General features: G+C 45.1%; 16 protein-coding genes. 7 read left to right on the plus strand and 9 right to left on the minus strand.

The annotated features are described in order from the left end of the window. The first annotated feature begins 50 nt into the window (after window positions 1-50). The 4 genes from CI960_RS14795 to CI960_RS14810 all read left to right on the plus strand — a co-directional run bounded on the left by CI960_RS14795 (window position 51) and on the right by CI960_RS14810 (window position 6265). Window positions 51-1649, plus strand: a complete 1599-nt coding sequence (locus CI960_RS14795) for an aspartate:alanine exchanger family transporter (RefSeq protein ID WP_005854723.1) — start codon at window positions 51-53, stop codon at window positions 1647-1649. 27 nt (window positions 1650-1676) lie between these two features. Beyond that, window positions 1677-3644: an alpha-L-arabinofuranosidase C-terminal domain-containing protein gene (locus tag CI960_RS14800; protein ID WP_005854721.1), complete on the plus strand. Its 1968-nt coding sequence runs from the start codon at window positions 1677-1679 to the stop codon at window positions 3642-3644. A 21-nt stretch (window positions 3645-3665) separates the two neighbouring features. Continuing rightward, the gene (locus CI960_RS14805) at window positions 3666-4028 is read left to right on the plus strand and encodes an MmcQ/YjbR family DNA-binding protein (RefSeq protein WP_005854719.1); all 363 of its coding nucleotides are present in this window, start codon (window positions 3666-3668) and stop codon (window positions 4026-4028) included. A 92-nt stretch (window positions 4029-4120) separates the two neighbouring features. After that, a complete protein-coding gene (locus tag CI960_RS14810; RefSeq protein ID WP_005854716.1) occupies window positions 4121-6265 on the plus strand; it encodes an HRDC domain-containing protein in 2145 nt (714 codons plus the stop codon). On the opposite strand, the gene CI960_RS14815 is transcribed toward CI960_RS14810, so the two are convergent. After that, the gene (locus tag CI960_RS14815) at window positions 6236-7603 is read right to left on the minus strand and encodes an MFS transporter (RefSeq protein WP_005854714.1); all 1368 of its coding nucleotides are present in this window, start codon (window positions 7601-7603) and stop codon (window positions 6236-6238) included. The two genes, CI960_RS14810 and CI960_RS14815, sit on opposite strands and share 30 nt — an antisense overlap. Before the next feature lie 6 nt (window positions 7604-7609). Further along, on the minus strand, window positions 7610-8233 hold the full coding sequence (locus tag CI960_RS14820; protein ID WP_005854712.1) for a DUF4923 family protein: 624 nt from the start codon (window positions 8231-8233) through the stop codon (window positions 7610-7612). A gap of 89 nt (window positions 8234-8322) precedes the next feature. On the opposite strand from CI960_RS14820, the gene CI960_RS14825 reads away from it, so the two are divergent. Continuing rightward, a complete protein-coding gene (locus tag CI960_RS14825) occupies window positions 8323-10329 on the plus strand; it encodes a hypothetical protein (RefSeq protein WP_005854711.1) in 2007 nt (668 codons plus the stop codon). A gap of 70 nt (window positions 10330-10399) precedes the next feature. Here the strand turns inward: CI960_RS14825 and CI960_RS14830 are convergent, their stop codons facing one another. Beyond that, window positions 10400-11398: a class II fructose-bisphosphate aldolase gene (locus CI960_RS14830; protein WP_005854709.1), complete on the minus strand. Its 999-nt coding sequence runs from the start codon at window positions 11396-11398 to the stop codon at window positions 10400-10402. A gap of 223 nt (window positions 11399-11621) precedes the next feature. Between CI960_RS14830 and CI960_RS14835 the strand changes: the two genes are divergently transcribed. Then, a complete protein-coding gene (locus CI960_RS14835) occupies window positions 11622-11876 on the plus strand; it encodes a type B 50S ribosomal protein L31 (protein ID WP_005854707.1) in 255 nt (84 codons plus the stop codon). A gap of 89 nt (window positions 11877-11965) precedes the next feature. Then, window positions 11966-13063, plus strand: a complete 1098-nt coding sequence (locus CI960_RS14840) for a phosphotransferase enzyme family protein (RefSeq protein WP_005854705.1) — start codon at window positions 11966-11968, stop codon at window positions 13061-13063. Window positions 13064-13128: 65 nt separating this feature from the next. Here the strand turns inward: CI960_RS14840 and CI960_RS14845 are convergent, their stop codons facing one another. The 6 genes from CI960_RS14845 to CI960_RS14875 all read right to left on the minus strand — a co-directional run bounded on the left by CI960_RS14845 (window position 13129) and on the right by CI960_RS14875 (window position 19882). Next, a complete protein-coding gene (locus CI960_RS14845; protein ID WP_005854703.1) occupies window positions 13129-13521 on the minus strand; it encodes a Dabb family protein in 393 nt (130 codons plus the stop codon). Between the two features lie 310 nt (window positions 13522-13831). Then, a complete protein-coding gene (locus CI960_RS14855) occupies window positions 13832-15133 on the minus strand; it encodes a PAS domain-containing sensor histidine kinase (protein ID WP_005854701.1) in 1302 nt (433 codons plus the stop codon). Window positions 15134-15145: 12 nt separating this feature from the next. Continuing rightward, window positions 15146-16516, minus strand: coding sequence for a sigma-54 dependent transcriptional regulator (locus CI960_RS14860; RefSeq protein ID WP_005854699.1), 1371 nt, complete (start codon window positions 16514-16516; stop codon window positions 15146-15148). Window positions 16517-16525: 9 nt separating this feature from the next. Then, window positions 16526-18010, minus strand: coding sequence for a TolC family protein (locus CI960_RS14865; RefSeq protein WP_005854697.1), 1485 nt, complete (start codon window positions 18008-18010; stop codon window positions 16526-16528). A 125-nt stretch (window positions 18011-18135) separates the two neighbouring features. Next, window positions 18136-18840, minus strand: a complete 705-nt coding sequence (locus CI960_RS14870) for a LytTR family DNA-binding domain-containing protein (RefSeq protein WP_005854694.1) — start codon at window positions 18838-18840, stop codon at window positions 18136-18138. A 1-nt stretch (window position 18841) separates the two neighbouring features. Next, window positions 18842-19882 carry a sensor histidine kinase gene (locus CI960_RS14875; protein WP_036628621.1) on the minus strand — a complete coding sequence of 347 codons (1041 nt, stop codon included), beginning with the start codon at window positions 19880-19882 and terminating at the stop codon, window positions 18842-18844. Window positions 19883-20088 lie beyond the last annotated feature (206 nt).

Here is a 20088-nt window from a genome sequence, read left to right on the forward strand (position 1 = left end):
AAAAAGTTTAATTTTGCATCTTTAACAGCTTCACTTCAAAACTATCTGACATGTTTGAAACATTACTTCAGTCTTCTTATTTTGCCCTGTTTCTGATCATAGCGCTTGGATTCATGCTAGGCCGGATACAGATCAAAGGTCTTTCGCTAGATGTATCGGCAGTTATTTTCATCGCCTTGTTATTCGGCCATTTCGGGGTTATCATACCCAAGGAATTAGGGAATATGGGGTTGGTGTTATTCATCTTTACCATTGGTATCCAAGCGGGCCCCGGATTTTTCGACTCCTTCCGTTCCAAAGGCAAGACACTCATTATCCTGACGTTATTAATTGTCGGTTCGGCATGCCTGACAGGAATCTTATTCAAGTATATCTTGGATATCGATACCCCGAGTATCGTCGGTCTGATCGCTGGGGCATTGACGAGTACGCCCGGTTTAGCGGTAGCGATCGACTCCACGCAATCATCCGCAGCATCCATCGCCTATGGTATCGCTTATCCGTTCGGCGTAATCGGTGTGATCCTTTTCGTGAAGCTATTGCCAAAAATGCTTCGCAAGGATTTGATAGCTGAGGCTAAAGCGCTGGAAACCCAAAGGAAAAGCCAATATCCTACATTACATACCGCCGCATTTAAAGTCACGAATAAAAACATCTGCGGAAAGAGTTTGGCTCAATTGCAGGTACGGGCCATGACCGGAGCGGTAGTCTCCCGTATCAAGCACAACAATGTCATTTCTATGCCAACTCCCCATACCTCACTTCACGAGGGTGATTTATTGAAGGCCGTAGGTAATGACAAAGCCTTGGAGCAACTGACATTATTGTTGGGAGAACGTGTCGAGGGAGATTTACCGTTAAGTGGCGGACAGACTTTGCAATCCTTGTTACTTACCAATAAGAGCATTATCAATAAATCGCTAGGGCATTTAAATTTACAAGGCACTTTCGGTTGTACGGTAACCCGTGTGCGTCGAAGCGGAATCGACCTTTCTCCAGAACCTAATTTAGTGTTGAAGTTTGGAGATAAGTTGATGGTCGCCGGCGAGAAAGAAAGCGTAAATGAACTCGCCCAATTCATTGGCAATGACGAGAAACGTCTTTCAGATACGGACTTTTTCCCGATCGCTATGGGTATCGTATTAGGCGTATTGTTTGGAAAATTAAATATATCCTTCTCGGATTCCTTCTCATTCTCTCCTGGACTGACCGGCGGTATCCTTATGGTTGCCTTGGTATTAAGCGCCATCGGAAAAACAGGTCCGATCATCTGGTCTATGTCCGGTTCCGCTAATAACCTGCTTCGCCAATTGGGGTTATTACTATTCCTCTCCGAAGTAGGGACATCTGCCGGTGTAAACCTAGTTTCCATTTTCCAATCAAGCGGTTTAACGTTATTCGGAGTCGGTATCGCTATAACAATGATCCCTATGATCGTAGCTGTATTAGCCGGATATTATTTCTTTAAGATCAACATTCTCGATTTAGTCGGAACAATCGCCGGCGGTATGACCAGTACCCCGGGACTTGCCGCCGCAGATTCTATGACAGACAGCCCAGCCCCAAGCGTGGCTTATGCGACGGTTTATCCGATAGCGATGGTATTCCTGATCTTGTTTATACAGATGATAGCGAATTTGATTGTCTAAATCTTTATTTATTGAAAAACATAGAATATGAGAAGAAAGAACATGAAAAAAACCGCGGCTTTATTCCTCTTAAGTGTAGGTGTAAACTGCATGACCGCACAAGACATCGTTCCTGTCCATGAGTTTGACATCGATATACAGAAAGTAGGCTCGCCTATCCAGTCAACCATGTATGGAATCTTCTTCGAGGATATCAATTTCGGGGCAGATGGAGGATTGTATGCGGAGCTAATCAAGAACCGCTCCTTCGAGTTTGAGAATCCATGGGGAGGTTGGGAGCCTTTCGGCGATGTAAGTATAGCTGAGAAGAATCCCTGTTTCAACAAAAACCCCCATTACGCACACCTGACTTATACCGGGCAAATCACCGGAACCGGTCTGGAGAACGAAGGCTTCAAAGGTATCGGTATAAAGGCTGACGAAAATTACGACTTTTCCTTATATGCCCGTACCGAGACCAATAACCCGATCAAACTACGTATTGAATTAGTAAACAGGGATAACGATATTTATGAGACACAACACCTAGAGATAAAAGGAAAAGACTGGAAGAAATATTCCGTTATCTTGTCTCCCAAAGCTACCGAGGCTAAATCACGCCTACGCATCACGATGGAAACGGCAGGTACTTTGGATATGGAACATATCTCCCTTTTCCCGGAAAAAACATTCAACAATCGCACGAACGGCCTACGCCGCGATCTGGCACAAGCGTTGAAAGATCTAAAGCCGGGAATCTTTCGTTTCCCGGGTGGATGTATCGTTGAGGGTACAACCATCGCCACACGCTACCAATGGAAAAATACGGTAGGCCCCGTAGAGAACCGGCCTATCAATATCAGCCGATGGAATTATACATTTCCTCACAAGAAATTCCCGGATTATTATCAATCTTACGGTTTGGGATTCTTTGAGTATTTCCAATTAAGCGAAGATATCGGAGCCGAGCCCCTGCCTGTATTGAATTGCGGGCTGTCATGCCAGTTTGAGAATGAGGGTATGGACCAGCATGTGCCGGTAGATAAATTACAACCTTATATAGACGATGCCTTGGACTTAATCGAATTCGCCAATGGCCCGATTACCTCCCAATGGGGCAAAGTGCGTGCGGATATGGGGCATCCGGCTTCTTTTAATCTGAAATTTATCGCTATCGGCAACGAGCAATGGGGACCATTATATCCCGAACGCCTCGAACCATTCGTGAAAGCCATCCGAGCCAAATATCCGGAGATCAAAATCATCGGCAGTTCCGGTCCTGATTCGGAAGGAAAAGATTTCGAATATCTATGGCCGGAGATGAAACGCTTAAAAGTAGATCTGGTGGATGAACATTTCTATCGCTCACCGGAATGGTTCCTAAATAGTGCCAAACGATATGATTCGTATGATCGGCAAGGCCCCAAAGTGTTCGCCGGTGAATATGCTTGCCACCCGACTAACCGGGAGAATAGCTTCCTGACCGCATTATGCGAGGCTGCGTTTATGACCGGTCTTGAACGGAATGCCGACGTGGTGGAATTATGTACATACGCCCCTTTATTCGCACATGTCGATGCGTGGCAATGGCGTCCGGACTTAATCTGGTTCAACAACCTAAACATCGTGAAAACTCCTAACTACTATGTACAACAATTATACGGGCACAATGCCGGAACAAACGTATTGCCCCTGACGATGAACAAAGAAGCCGTTACCGGGCAAAGCGAGCTATTCGCCACAGCCGCCCTCGACAAAGGCACAAACGAGCTCATCATCAAAATCGTCAATACCGGCATCCAGAGCAAAAAGATCCAATTAAACCTAAACGGAATCTCATCCGGCAAGCATAAAGGAAAGTTGATGGTCTTACATGCCTCAGACTTAGAAGCGAAGAACACATTGGGTAAACCGGAAACAGTCATACCCATTGAATCAGCGGTGGAACTAGAGGCTCCCGCTACTGAAGTCTCCGTCCAACCATTGAGTTTCTTAGTCTATAGGATATCGCTATAATCTATCATACATACGAATGTTATGAATATTGAAGAGTTTAGGGAATATTGCCTTTCGTTGAATGGTGTTTATGAAAAAATGCCTTTCACGAATGTTCCTGATAAATACAGTCGGGACGTTCTTTGCTTTTATGTAGGAAGTAAATGGTTCTGCTTCGTAAATATCGAAGTATTTGATTTTTGCTGTATCAAATGTGACCCGAATGAATCGGGAGAGTTGCAAGCTCGATACTCTGGCATAACACCCGGTTGGCATATGAATAAAAAATACTGGATTAGTGTCTATTTTAATCAAGATGTACCCGACAACAAGATCAAAGAGCTTATAAAACAATCCTACGATATCGTATATCAATCTCTTCCTAAAAAGGAAAAAGGGATGTAGATTTTAGCGCAGTTACTCCGTTTATTTTCCATTTGAGAAGGACGTTTGAAAGATTATACGTACATTTGTGAATTCACCTAAACAGCTTAAATATGATGCAGACGAATTTACAATTGGACCTTGCCTTCAACTATCTGGAAAATACCGGAACCAACATCTTCCTTACCGGAAAAGCGGGAACAGGAAAGACCACATTCTTGAAAAAACTTAAAGAGACTTCCCCAAAACGGATGATTGTGGTAGCACCTACCGGAGTGGCGGCGATTAATGCGGGAGGGGTAACCATTCACTCCTTCTTTCAGCTACCTTTCGGACCGTATATACCGGGTAGCGAAATGGCCTCCGGGCAAAATAAATCCTATTCTCATAAATTCAGCCGGGATAAGATCAATATCATCCGTAGTATGGACCTGCTCGTGATTGATGAGGTCAGTATGGTACGTGCCGATTTGCTGGATGCTATCAGTGATATGCTACGTCGTTATCGGGATAGGAATAAACCCTTTGGGGGCGTTCAATTATTATTGATCGGAGATTTACAACAATTAGCCCCCGTAGCGAAGGAGGACGAATGGAATTTGTTGAGAGAACATTACGCCTCTCCCTTCTTTTTTGACAGTAAGGCTCTTTCCGAAAGTGATTATCTTTGCATCGAATTAACTCAAGTATATCGCCAAGCGGACGATACGTTCGTACGCTTATTGAACAATATCCGGGAAAACCGCTTCGACGAGAATACGCTACACACCTTAAACCAACGTTATATCCCCAATTTTAAACCAAATGACAAAGCAGGTTATATCACGCTGACAACCCATAATTATCAAGCCCAGCAAATCAATAACCGGAAGTTGCAAGAATTACCCGGCCCGGCTTATACGTACAAGGCGGAGATCAAGGATGACTTTCCAGCTTACTCCTACCCGACCGACGAGGTATTGGAGCTAAAGCAAGACGCTCAAGTCATGTTCGTAAAAAACGACTCTTCCGGCGAAAGGCGATATTATAACGGAAAGATCGGCCGAATTGTCTTCATCAGCCCGAGCAAGATTATCGTATCCGACGAATTAGGAAACGATATCACCGTAGACCGGGAGACATGGACAAACGTGAAATATACGATCGACGAGAACACGAAGGATATCACGGAGACAATCGCCGGCTCTTTCAGCCAATACCCACTGAAAACCGCTTGGGCGATCACGATCCATAAAAGCCAAGGCTTGACTTTCGAGCATGCCATCATCGACGCATCCGCCGCCTTCTCACACGGACAAGTCTACGTTGCTTTGAGCCGTTGCAAGACATTGGAAGGAATGGTATTAAGTAGCCCGATCACTCGAAACGCCATGATTAGCGATGAGAAGATATTAAGTTATACCTCTTCCCTCTCGGAGCGTCAACCGTGTGAAGACCAACTGCGTCAAGCCCAACAACAGTATTATTTGAGATTGGCAACCGAGCTATTCGACTTCAATCCCGTACAACAAAAGTTGCAATATACATCTTACGCGGCATACACCCATCTGCAAAAACTATACCCGGAATTAAGCAACCAATATCCCCGGGTACGGGATTATTTCCGTTCGGATATAGTAGAAGTAGGCGAACGTTTCTGCCAGCAACTCACCCGTATGATCTCCAGCACGAATCTCTATGATACGGACGAGCATATACAAGACCGCATCCGAAAAGGTTGCGCTTACTTTCTGGAAAAGATCGAGACCTATTGCCTCCCTTTGATAGAGGCTTCCGATGTAGAGATCGACAATAAAGAGGCCCGTAAGGCATTTACATCCGCATTAAAAGCTTTCAGCGATGAGCTTACGATCAAGGTCGCTACATTAAAAGCCTGCCAAGATGGTTTTCGTCTCATCGACTATCTATCCGCCAAGGCTAAAGCGAACATTGAGGAGTCGGCTGTTGCCAGCAAGCAGAAATCGACGCGGAAATCGACGGAAGCGGAAAAGATCCCCGTCTCCACGGATGTCTTACATCCTGAGCTATATGCCCGTTTGAAACAATGGAGATACGAGCTTGCCGTAGAAAAGGAGTTGCCTCCTTACACGATCTTGCAACAGAAAGCCTTAATTGGCGTTTGCAACACTTTGCCCACGAACTCGAAAGAACTGTTGAAGATACCCGGAATCGGCAAAAAGATCATAGAGAACTACGGTGAGACCCTATTAGAAATCGTATCTTCCTACTCACCTTCCACGCATGGGAACGGGCTGTGAGATACGGAGACAACTCACGATAGCGGCGACTAAAGCGAAACCGATCGCTACATACATACAAACCGGCATACTATCGGTGGCAGAGGTAACACTAAAGATCAAAGCGACAAATGTCGTCCCCAGCGTTTGCCCCAACAGTCGTGCCGTACCTTGCATACCGTTCGCCCCGCCACTCCGGGAACGAGGGGCGGCCGATATCATCGTGCTATTATTCGGGGTCTGGAACAGGCCGAAACCCATACCGCAAAGCATCAATCGCCAAGCGATATCCATATTGGTGGGTTGCTCCGGCAATAAAGCCAATAGAAGAAGTCCGGTCGCATACACCACCATTCCGATACCGCCTAACAATCCGGGATGATATTTCTCGATCAGCCTCCCGGCCACCGGAGCGATCAAGATCGTCGCTACCGGCCAAGGAGTCAACAGCAGCCCCGTCTCCACCTCATTTCTTCCGGCCACATTTTGCAAATAAAAGGGTAATGATACCATCGCCAACAACTGTGCCGTAAATGAAGTAATCGAGGATAATACGGACAAGGCGAATATCGGAATCCGCATCAAGTCCAATGGCAATATCGGAACCTCCTGCCGTAGTTGCCTGCGGATAAAAAATGTTCCGATCACCAATAGAAGAAGAACCTGTAAAGCGATCATTCTCCAGTTCTCATGATGGGCGATGCCTTCCAACGAATAAATCAGCAATCCGAAAGTCAGGGCATTCGAGATTCCACCGATCTTATCAAACTTTCGTTTCGGCCCATCCTTGCAAGGATTTTGAGGCAAAAGAAAATAACCCGTTATAATCGCGCAAATCCCTAAAGGTACGTTGATAGCGAACAACCAATTCCAAGAAGCGACTGATAAGATAGCGCCCGCCAACGACGGCCCGGCAGCAATCGATACCGCCACGACCATGGCATTGATACTCATTCCCCGCCCTATATATTGAGGAGGATAAATAATACGAAGTAAAGCGGTCGTCACGCTCATGATAGCCGAGGCTCCGATCCCTTGCAATATTCTCGCGACCGTCAACATGGCGAAAGACGAGGATAAGGCACAGAATAATGACGTTGAGCAGAATATTGTCGTCCCGATCAAGAAAATCCGCTTATATCCATAAATATCTCCCAAAGCAGAGAATGATAAAAGAGACATCGTAATCGTCAGCTGATAAGCGTTGACAATCCAGATCGTGGAGGAAGGGGATGTCCCGAATTCACGGGACAAGGTAGGAAGCGCCACGTTGACAATCGTACCGTCCAACACGGACATGGTCAATGCCAACGCAACCGCTATTACTGCCCAATAACGCCTCGGTATAAATCGTATCATATTACATTATTTCTTCAAATCGAAACCCAGCATCATGCCATCATATTCACTTGCCAACTTATTGATAGCTTTCAAGGTCGTATTGCTGGATATAGAAGAAACCGTGCTCAAGAACTTCAGTAATTTGTCCGCGTTAAAAAGCAATGTCAACTCATTACCAGAAAGGACGACATGGGCGGTAAGCGTAGAAACGGTCAGCTTCTTATTACCTACCGTATACCGTAACGTCACCGTTTTATCCTCTGGATTCACCGAATAAGTACCTTTCAGGCTTCCCCTTTTCAATGCGCTCGTAAACGTACTATCCGAATTAAAGACATAATTAAATACACCTTCCACGATACCTACTTTCGCGCAATATTCCTTCATTTTCTTCTCTGCCTCGGTAGCCGCCAAGCTTCCCGCTACATTCTTCAAGGCATTATCACCTTCCAGTTGCAGGGCAGGGTTCACATACATCCAAGTTCCCTGTAAATTCTCGAAAGTCACGGCTTTCCCTCCGGTGACAGAAGTCACGGCGTTCTTTACGGCAGATGAATTTAAGATATCTTTCAAGGACTGTCCCTTCATGTTTCCGGGAATCAACAAAAGGCCGCATACGACCATCCACATACATAGTAACTTTTTCATCTCTTTGTTTTTTACTCAATTAGAAAAATCGGCCAAAGATACGAATATTATTCATACATTTGTTTTAAATAACTTTATACAAACATACCATGAGAAAGCAAGTCGTACGTATTTGTATGTTACTGGCCTGCGCCTTTAGCTTTATGCAAGGGCAAGCCAGCATCCAGCCTTCTATCGTAAAAGCTACGATTGACGAGCTAATAGCCAAGGACGCTAAGAATCAAGCAGGAATCACAAAGGGTGTCGAGCAAGTAGCCCGCCTCTGGCAAACCTCCGATGGGGATGAGCAAGCGTTTCAAACCTTCTGCCGGGAGAATTATCTATCCGATCCCGCCGAAAAAGACCAAGTTTTCCTCAAGATCAGCGAGTATATTGAAGGTATCAATGGCAATTTCAACGAGATGGTACTCTGTCTGCAACGAAATTTGAACCTAGATACCGGACCTCTACACGCCATCGATGAGAAATTCGGATCCTACAGCCCCAGTTCCCACCTAATGGACGATCTATACGCCAACAAGATCGGCTTCATCATCGCCCTCAACTTTCCCCAACTTACTCTCAAGGAGAAAGAGGCGTTAGGGAATGACCGTAAAGCATGGGCCTACGCCCGGCTAGGCGATATGTTTACGGAACGGATACCGGCGGAAGTAAAGCAAGCCGCCGCAGATACGGAAAGTGACGCGGATATTTACATAGCGGATTATAATATCTATATGGGGCATTTACTAACTCCTAAAGGAAAAACCATTTTCCCCTCCGACATGCGCTTACTTTGCCATTGGAACCTTCGCGACGAGATCAAGGCCAATTATAACAAAGGAAAAGAGGGATTGGAAAAACAACGGATGGTATATGAGATCATGAAGCGAATCATCTCGCAAGAAATCCCGAAAGAGGTGATCAACTCGGATCGTTACGAATGGAACCCGTACGCCAATACGTTATCTCAAGCAGGAAATGAACTAGAAGGTACCCCTGAAAGCCCGGCCCGCTATCAGAAAATGTTGAATAACTTCAACGCCATGCAGCGTATAGACAAATATACGGGAAACACCTATATAGACCGTAAGTTCACGGAAGATATGGAAATAGATGTCAACGATGTAGAAGCCCTGTTCGATCAATTCCTTTCCGCCCCCGAACTAAAGGAAGTGGGGAAAATCATCTCCAAACGCCTCGGACGCAAACTGGAAGCCTACGATATATGGTACGATGGCTTCAAGGCCCGTAGCAATCTGGACGAGAACAAGCTAAACGAGCAAACCCGTACCCTGTATCCCGATGCGGTAACGATGGAAAAGAAGCTACCGGAAATATTACAGAAACTAGGATTCAGCCCCGATCGTGCCCAATATCTAGCGGATAAGATCGCAGTCGATCCCGCCCGTGGTTCCGGTCATGCGTGGGGAGCCTCCATGAAAGGCCAGCGTTCCCGTTTACGTACCCGTATCCCTTCACAAGGGATGGATTACAAAGGATATAATATCGCCATCCACGAGTTCGGACATAACGTAGAGCAAACGATCTCATTATATGATGTCGATTATTATATGCTCAACGGAGTTCCCAATACGGCTTTCACCGAAGCGCTGGCCTTTGTCTTCCAGAAAAGAGACCTTGAGTTACTGGGCATAAAAGACGAGAATCCGGAAAAAGAAAAGATGGATATCTTGGATAAGATATGGAGCATGTATGAGATTTGCGGTGTTTCCATGCTGGATATCTCCGTATGGAAATGGATGTACGCACATCCTAACGCTACCGCCGGGGAATTGCAGGAGGCCGTGATCCGTCTTTCCAAGGAAATCTGGAATAAGTATTACGCTCCGGTATTCGGTGTAAAAGACGAGACCGTTCTAGCGATTTACTCCCATATGATCGGTTATCCGCTCTACCTTTCCGCCTACGCTTTCGGACAGATTATCGAGTTCCAGCTAGAGAACTACCTCAATGGCAAGGATTTCGCGAATGAGGTTAGCCGGATATTCAAGCAAGGCCGCCTCACCCCGAATGTGTGGATCAAGCAAGCTACCGGCAACGATCTTACCGTAGATCCGATGTTGGAAGCGCTTCGTAAGGTATTAAAAGACTAAACTACAGACCAAAAGAAAAGCCATCCCGATACCGAGATGGCTTTCTTTATTTATATCAAGAAACTTCCGATTATAACTTGTCGTTAGAACCAAGAACGTTGATGATCTTGTGTTTGTAAAGTTTCTCCATGTTATCACGAGCCGGGCCCAGATATTTACGAGGATCGAATTCAGCCGGTTTCTCAGCGAAAGTCTTGCGGATAGCGGCAGTCATCGCCAAACGAGAGTCTGAGTCGATATTGATCTTACATACAGAAGATTTAGCAGCCTTACGCAACCACTCTTCAGGAATACCGATAGCAGCCTTCAAAGCGCCACCGAATTTGTTGATAGTCTCAACCTCTTCCTGAGGAACAGAAGAAGAACCGTGAAGAACGATAGGGAATCCCGGAAGTTTCTCCATAACAGCGTCCAAAACGTCGAATGCCAATGGAGGAGGAACCATCTTACCTGTAACAGGGTCGATCGTACATTGCTCCGGAGTGAACTTATAAGCACCGTGAGAAGTACCGATTGAGATAGCCAAAGAATCGCAGCCCGTACGAGTAGCGAAGTCGATAACTTCCTCAGGATTGGTATAAGTGTGGTGGTCTGAAGAAACCTCATCCTCAACACCTGCCAATACACCAAGCTCGCCTTCTACAGTTACATCGAATTGATGAGCGTACTCAACAACTTTCTTAGTCAAAGCGATGTTCTCTTCATAAGGAAGGTGAGAACCGTCGATCATTACAGATGAGAAGCCAGAGTCGATACAGCTCTTGCAAGTCTCAAACGTATCACCATGGTCTAAGTGAAGAACGATCTGAGGATTCGGGCAACCTAATTCCTTAGCATATTCAACAGCACCCTGTGCCATGTAACGAAGCAAAGTAGCGTTTGCGTACTGGCGAGCGCCCTTTGAAACTTGCAAAATAACCGGAGATTTTGTCTCTACAGCAGCCTTGATGATAGCCTGCATCTGTTCCATGTTATTGAAGTTGAAAGCAGGGATAGCATATCCGCCCTTGATAGCCTTAGCGAACATTTCTTTTGTGTTCACCAAGCCCAAATCTTTGTAATTTACCATAGTTGTTATTATGTTATTACGTTAATGATTAAAAACTTGCACAAAGATAATCAAGATTCACGACAAATGATGCTTCAAAGCATATAAAATAACACAAAATCAACGCCCTTGAAAAAAATAATACGATTTTCTTTGTTTGTTTGTGGCAAACCCTTACCTTTGCAAGCCAAAATACCGGTTACCAAATATATACAGAGTATAAATTAAAATAGATAATAAAGCAATGAAAAAAGGTATTCATCCTGAAAATTATCGTCCTGTAGTATTTAAGGACATGTCAAACGATGATGTATTCATCACTCGTTCTACTATTAACGCTAAAGAGACGATCGAGATCGACGGCGTAACTTATCCGTTGGTAAAGGTCGAGATCTCTAACACTTCTCACCCGTTCTACACTGGTAAGTCTAAGTTGGTCGATACAGCCGGACGTGTTGATAAGTTCATGAGCCGTTATGGTAACCGTAACAAGAAATAAGATTTCTTTCTTTAAGAAATAAAAAAAGGTCACGATTTGTATCGTGGCCTTTTTTTGTATCTTTGCCGGAGTTAACATAATGAAATATCATGGCAAAAACGAAAGAACAATTACTAAACATCTTGGATCAGTTCCAGTTGGACGAGAAAGTAGTTTCCGCTGAACCATTCGGAAACGGACACATTAATGATACATTGAAAGTGACCAACGAGAAAGGGGAGATCAAATACGTGCTACAGCGTATCAACCATTTAATCTTCACCAATGTGGATATGCTGCAAAATAACATCCATGTGGTTACCACTCATATCCGCAAAAAGCTGGAGGAAAAAGGTGAAACGGATATCGACCGTAAGGTATTAACCTTCTTGCCGACTAAAGACGGGAAAAAATATTATTTCGATGGAGATAGTTATTGGCGGGTATGCCTATTCATCCCTCGCAGCAAAAGCTATGAGGAAGTAACTCCTGAGCTTTCTTATGAGGCTGGCAAAGCGTTCGGTGATTTCCAGACCATGTTGTCCGATATACCCGAGGGTACGCTGGGCGAGACCATCCCGGATTTCCATAATATGGAGTTCCGCTTGCGACAATTCCATGAGGCTGTAGCCGCTAATCCGGCAGGCCGGTTGGAAGAGGTGAAAGATTTGGTAGAGGAGATCGAGAAACGTGCCGAAGCGATGTGCATTCAAGAACGCCTGTACCGTGAGGGCCAATTGAAGAAACGCACGAACCATTGCGATACAAAAGTTAACAATATGATGTTTGACGCTGATAGCGACAAGGTGCTTTGCGTGATCGACTTGGACACCGTGATGCCGGGCTTCGTCCTTTCCGATATCGGCGACTTTATCCGTACCGGAGCCAATACGGGTGCCGAGGACGATGAGAATCTGGATAACGTAAACGTTAATATGGAGATATTCAAAGCCTATACCCGTGGATACATGGAAAAGGCCAAGGCGTTCTTAACTCCTACCGAGATCAAATTGCTACCTTACGGTGGACGCTTATTGACTTATATGCAGACCGTTCGTTTCTTAACCGATTATATCAACGGCGATACCTATTACAAGATCCATAGCCCGAAACATAACTTAATCCGTACGAAAGCCCAATTCAAGCTACTTCAAAGCCTAGAAGCCCATGCGGAAGAGATGGATCAGTTCATGAATCAATGGTTATAATATAAAGTAACTAAGGAATATAAAAACGGGCGGGGTGACTCATCGATTCATCCCGCCCATTCTTTTTATTTCGTCCAATAATCCAACACCGTAACCGCCGATGCCTTCCCTCCTAACACCTTGCCAAATGCTTTATGCGCCGGATGTACCAAATAGGCGTCCCGATCCGCATCCGAATGAAAAGTCAAGAAAAAGCAATGAGTCAAGCCCTGTTGCAATCCCTCCGGACTACAATCCGTTCCCCACTCATATCCTTTGATCAAGTCGATTTGAGAAGGCAACTTACAAAAGGCATCCTCAACCTCTTTCACCTGCGCCTCGGACACATCCGGCTTAAAACCGAACATAACAACATGGCGAAGAACTTTCTCCGGCTTTTGATCACTCGAATAGCTTACCATTAATACAGAAAATACGATAATCGCAAGGATAAATAATACAGATACTACTTTCTTCATGATATTCAAGATTAGATTTCTATTGCATTTATACGGCCCAAAGATAGTATAAAATCCAGTACAGCTTGCCCAAAACCTCCATATCCTTTAGCCCTTTCCATCCCTATCTTTAGACTTTTCCTCAAGAGACATCCATCATCTATCAACTGTTGGACGATCATGCAACGACTGGTAGAAGATCGTGCAACAGTTGGTAGATGATCATGCAACGGCTGTTGCATGATGAATACAAGCAGACAAAAAGGCTAACACCTGTAAGAATACAGCCTTAGCCTACAAGGGAAAAACCTCAAACCATAAAGGGATTATTTCAACTAAACCAAATCTTAAACCTTGTCAATCCATCCGCGTAAGAGCGGAGAGAGAATCGGCAATCATGTTTTAACAGCACCTCACGGATAAAGATCAAGCCGATACCTTGTCCGTTCGGTTTCGTAGAGAAGAACGGGCTGAACAGTTTCGTTTCCGTTTCCTTGTCGATGCCCTTGCCCGTATCGGCTATCTCCAAGCAGGTAGGACGCACTGTCGTCCGGATATAGATCTTTCCGTCCCGGTCGATGGATTCGGCGGCATTCTTGATAATATTGACCAAGACTTGCTCGAATAATGAATTATCCAAATTCACGACTGGAGATTCCTCGCTCAGATCCATAACAATCTCGATATTCCGGTTCTGGCAAACTGTCTCCATAAAGCGTTTACAAGCGGACACCACTTGGTTCAATTCTTGCGGACGACTTTGGGGTTCGGGTATACGCACCACATCGGCGAAATTGGTGATGAAATGGCTCATGCTATAGCAGCGTTCTATGGAGACCCGCAAAACCTCGCAGACATCCTCCATATCTTCCATCCCGCTGAAAGTAGACTCCAACGTATCCAAGGTAGAGGTGATACCCGCGGTCGTATTATTCACCTCATGAGAGATCATACGTATCACTTTCTCATACGCTTTCTTCTCGGCCTTGAACACCTCTTGGGTCAACGTCTCTATCAAATAAAACGGGTGGTGAAAACCTCGATCCACAAATGAGGAATGCGTACATTTATAAATATTAGCGTCGTTCAACCGGACGGTTTGCGCTTGATACATCGGAACCCGTACCAATTCTTCCGCCAAGGGAGAATCTAGTTGAAGAAAACGTTTTCCCACCATATCCTCCGAGCTTTGCGCGCCAAACAATTTACATGCGGCCGGGTTCATGGATAGAATCTCCTCATCCAAGTTCAAGATGATCACTCCCATCGGAGAGGCGTTGACCAGCAAGTCCAAGAAATGGTTTTGCTCCCGGAGGTGCAAACGCTCATTCTTCAACTGCTCCATCATCTTATTAAACACATCGACCACCCGGTCCGCCTCCGTTTGCCCGACCTTTCCCAAGCGGGAACTAAAGTCTTGCTCTTTCAACAGCTCCATACCGTTACCGATGATATGCAAGGGCTTTATGATACGGCGATAAAAGACAAATAAATAGATGATCGTAAGCAAGACCAAGGCTTCTACCGCGAAAAACATCCGGATAGAAGACGTATAAAAGACATAATAAGTCACCACCGCCAATATAGTCAACAGCAGCGTCGTCAATATCCAGAATAGTCCTTTCAGCCTCATCCTTGCCTCTTCTTATTTATCGATCGGGATTCCGTATTTCTCTAATCTCCGGTACAAGGCGGCACGACTGATTCCCAACGCCGTAGCGACATGCGATAAATTACCTCCATGCGCTTCCAAGGAGCGTAAGATGGTTTGCTTCTCCAACTCATCCAAGGTCAAGCCCTCCAAAGAAGGCGGAATCGTCGATTTAGCACCGGATGTATTCATGCAATGAACCTCGAAATCAGCGGTATCCAAAAGCGTCTTACCCGACACAAGGATCGTCCGCTCCACCAAGTTCTTCAACTCACGGATATTACCGGGAAAAGGGAGACGGCTTAAATAGGTCTGGGCATCCGATGAGAACTCCACCCTCGGTAGCCCATTGATCTCCGATTGCTTATCCGCGAAATACCGGGCCAGCAATGGGATATCCTCCCTTCGCTCACGTAAGGCGGGTAAATGCACCGTGATCAAATTGATCCGGTAAAAAAGATCCTCACGGAACGTACGGTCCGCCACCATCGATCGTAAATCCCGGTTTGTAGCGCTTACGACCCGTATATCCACCTTCCGGGGACGGCTATCCCCCAAGACCTCAAAGGTCTGGTCTTGCAATACCCGAAGCAGCTTTACTTGGCAAGACAGTTCCAAATCGCCGATCTCATCCAAGAAGATCGTACCTTTGTTCGCCATCTCGAAACGCCCTACCCGATCCATGTACGCGTCCGTAAAAGCCCCCTTCTTATGTCCGAACATCTCGCTCTCAAAAAGACTTTGGGAAAGTCCGCCTAGGTTTACTTTTACGAAAGCCTCTTTCGACCGGGGGCTATTCGCATGGATCGCTTCCGCTATCAGCTCTTTACCCGTACCGCTCTCGCCGGTAATCAAGACAGAGGCGTTTGTCGGAGCGATACGCGAGACCGTCCCCAAGACATCCATCAAAGCGGCACTTTGCCCCACGATCTTATCAAAATGAAATTTATGATCGGCATCCGAACGGTTCAAGGGAGCGTTTGCCTCCTTCTTCTGCTCGCTCAGTTCCAAGGCGGTCCGGATCGATTTTAATAATACCAAGTTATTCCAAGGCTTCGTGATAAAATCGAAGGCTCCGGCTTGCATTCCCTGCACGGCCAAAGAGATCGATCCCCAAGCGGTCATCAAGATCACGGGTACATCGGGACGAAAGATCTTCACCTGTCTCAATAATTGAATCCCCTCCTCACCCGTGGTAGTCAACGTGAAGTTCATATCCATCAAGATCAGCTCCGGCGCCGTGGCACGGACTACCTCCAAGGCCTCCTTCGGCCCCGGAACCGCCTCCGGCCGGAAACCCGCACGTTTTAGCAGGAATGTAAGCGAGGAACGAACAGCCGCATCATCATCTATTATCAGTATCATATAATCAATTTATCGTTTCACGATTTCCTCGAAATCGGCATCTAATGTACGATTATTCAAGAAATCATACAATGTTATACTACGGATGTTATAAAAATAACGCCAGTAATAATACAGTTCTTGGATATGCTTTTGCTTCGCGTCATCCTTCGAACTCTGGGCGTCATTCAAGTCTAGGATATCGATCTTTCCGATCATGAAAGTCTCGATCGAGGTCTTGTAGCGCTTTTCCGCCAACGTGTCCACCTCGGCGGCTATCTCCAATTGAGCGGCTTGATTATTGAAATTCTCCACCAAGAGGAAGATATCTTGATTAAAATCCATTTGCTCCTGACGGATCTTGGAAAGTACGACATCCCGATTCGATTCGGCTACTTTTACCTTTCCCTTCCGTTTTCCCCAGTCCAAGATAGGAATCGAAAGCCCGACCTCTACGATCTGGTTATCTTTCAACGGGTTGTAAGCTCCTCGCATGGACATATCCTTACCGGTATAACCCACGGAGGCAAACAGGTTAATACTTCGACGGTTTCCCTTGGCGGTCGCCACATCATAATCCGCTTCCAACTGGCGGCGCATGATATTCTTTGAGAATGAGTTATTTTCTTGAGCCTTCTCCAATACCGCCTGATAATCCATACGGACCCCTTCTATCGCCTCGGGAAGAACAGGCTCGATCACGTCTTGCTCGCTCATCCCTAAAAAGGAACGGAGCTTGAACATCATCGCGTTATAATTGGATTGGGCCTCGGTTAGCTTACCTTTCGCTTGCAAGGCCGACTGTTTCAAACGCATCAACTCGCTCTCCGAGATATGCCCGATCTTACGCTTCGCTACCGCTATGTCATAGAGTTTATTGGCGTTCAGCAAGTTCTGATTACAGATATCCAGATTATCTTCCGCCAACAGTAAGTTGAAGTAATTCGTGATGGTAGCGATCGTTACATTCTCCACGTTCTCCATATAAGCGGCCTTAGCCTCTTGGTAACGAACAGGCTCGATACGACGTTTCCATTTTTGGTCATTCACGCCGAAGATCGGTTGCGTCAATGTCAAACTAACAGGTACGCTCATAAACTCGTTGTAAGCGCCACTACCTAGCTGACGGGTAAAATCCAAGGAGGTATTCAAGGCGATCTTACCTCCGGTCAAGGCTATGTTCTGGGCGATAGAGATCTCTCCATTTAAGCCTAAGGCATTGTTTTGCACATAGGTATAAGAACCATCCGATTGCTGGTACTTCGAGTATTGCTTGCTATATGAAGGCAGAGTCCCCGTAAATATCACTTCCGGCAACTGATCCGCCCGATGCGTACGGAATTCCCAATAGGCCGTTCGCAACTCATTGAGCGCCACGGCAGCGTCTACGGATTGAAGCTGTGCGATCTGGATCGCTTGCCGCAGGGTTATTCGAACTTTATTCGTATTGTCTTGGGCACATACTCCCGAAATCCCCGCCCACAGACAACACATCGCTATATAGATCCTTCTCATCTTAGTATAAGTTTTTTTATCCTGCCTAAGGCAAAAGGCATGCCAAAAACATATACTATTGATAATCCGATAAATAGGAATATTTAAAGTGTTCGATAATGAACAGTGTGTTCGTTTTTGGATACTTATCTTTGAATGAGTTGATTATTGACGATCGATTTATAGACCTCTTCCCGTAAAGGGCGCGACACCGGTATTTTATGCTCCCCAATGATTAATAGATTTCCTTCTATCGCTTGTACATAAGAAAGATTTACGATGAAAGAGCGGTGCACTTGCATAAAAATTTGTGCCGGCAACGTTTCCAATATACTCTTCAACCGGAGATGAACGATCTCTTTGGAAGTGAGGGTATGGATAACAATATAGTTCTCCATGCCCTCTATAAATTGAATCTCCTTTAAATAAAGCCTTTTAAGTTGCTTCTCCGTCTTGACAAAGATATAAGCAGGCTCCTCGCTTTTCGATGTAGATTCCATCAACGCATGTGCTTTATTGACCGATTTCAGGAAACGGGAAAAAGAGATCGGTTTCAATAAATAGTCCACCACGTCAAACTCATATCCTTTCAACGCATACCGCTCGTATGCCGAGGTGATAATTACCTTCGGTGTGTTCTGAGCACTCTCCAAGAAGTCCAGTCCAGACATATCCGGCATCTCTATATCCAGAAAAAGCAAATCCGCCTGAACTGAATTCAGCATATTATTGAGTTGTATAGCGTCCTCACATTCTCCGACGATGGTCAGAAAATCAATTTTACCGATGTGTCGCCGAAGTCCTTTTCTGGCGATTGGCTCATCATCCGTTATGATACACTTTATTTCCATATTATTCTGATAAATCAATACATAACTCAACCCTAAAACGGGTATTGTCTTTTTTTATACGTAACTCATGTTTATCCGGGTACAATAGCTCCAACCGTTTTCTCAGATTGTCGATCCCAATGCCTTTCCCCTTTCTTTGTTCCAAGGAGTCCGGATTGAAAGTATTGCTTACCCCAAAGCATACCTTTGAACCCTCTTCCCGCATAGATACTTGTATCCAATACGCTTCGCCCACATATTTAAACGCATTCTCCAATAATGGAAGGAAAAGCAACGGATGTATTTTTTGTCCGGTCAATTCCGGGTCAAAGGACTCCTCGAACTGTAAGCGTTTCGTCATACGAAGTCGCTGGAATTGAATATATGTTCGCAAATAATCAATCTCCTCTTCGATCGTCACTTTCGTATTTATATCATATAATTGATAACGGAGTAAGTCCGAAAGTAACTCTACAGCCTCAATCGCTTCCTCATTTTCCTCATCGATCAAGAAATAGATCGTATTCAAGGCATTAAACAGGAAATGGGGATGGTATTGCATCTTCAGCAGCTTCAATTGCGTTTCCAGCTGATCTACTCTCAGTTTCTCCAATTGAACGATTTTCTCCGAATAGCGTTTGGCTAATATATTATTACGGATCAAGAAATAGTATAGGAGAAAGATCGGCACAGCTACCGCATTGATCATTAACGCCTCTCCCCACCGATAGGTCGTTCCATTTATAGAATAGATCACGATATATAAGCCGATATTGAGCACGACTAAATTAAACAAGACCACCCATAGATATTCCCGGAATACCGGGCGGGACCTCCGCTCTTTACTCCTATCTAAAAAAATATTAGCCAAGTAATTAAAAAACAAATAAGATAAGCTAACGCCGATCAATATAATAGCAAGGGCCTTGATACGCCCGATCCATGCGTCCACTCCCAGCTCCCACATACGGACACCATAAGCGACATCCGTAACAATCCACAGGCAACAGATCGTCAATATCGCCATTAGCAACGGACTTAGAAAGTTATATTTTATCTTCATATCTGATTTCAAGCCATAAATTTATTCTTTTACTTTGATCTATGCTCATATCACAGGCACTTTTTTAATCAACGAAGTTATCGTTCCAAATAAAAACCAACAAGTAATCTTGACGAATTGCGGAATATGAAAGGTGAATATCCTGTTTGTTCGTCAGGATATGCGATAAAGGCAAAAAATACCTATATTTGCCCTCCTCAATAAGA

The sequence above is a fragment of the Parabacteroides sp. CT06 genome (genome assembly GCF_002257605.1).
Taxonomy (GTDB): domain Bacteria; phylum Bacteroidota; class Bacteroidia; order Bacteroidales; family Tannerellaceae; genus Parabacteroides; species Parabacteroides distasonis.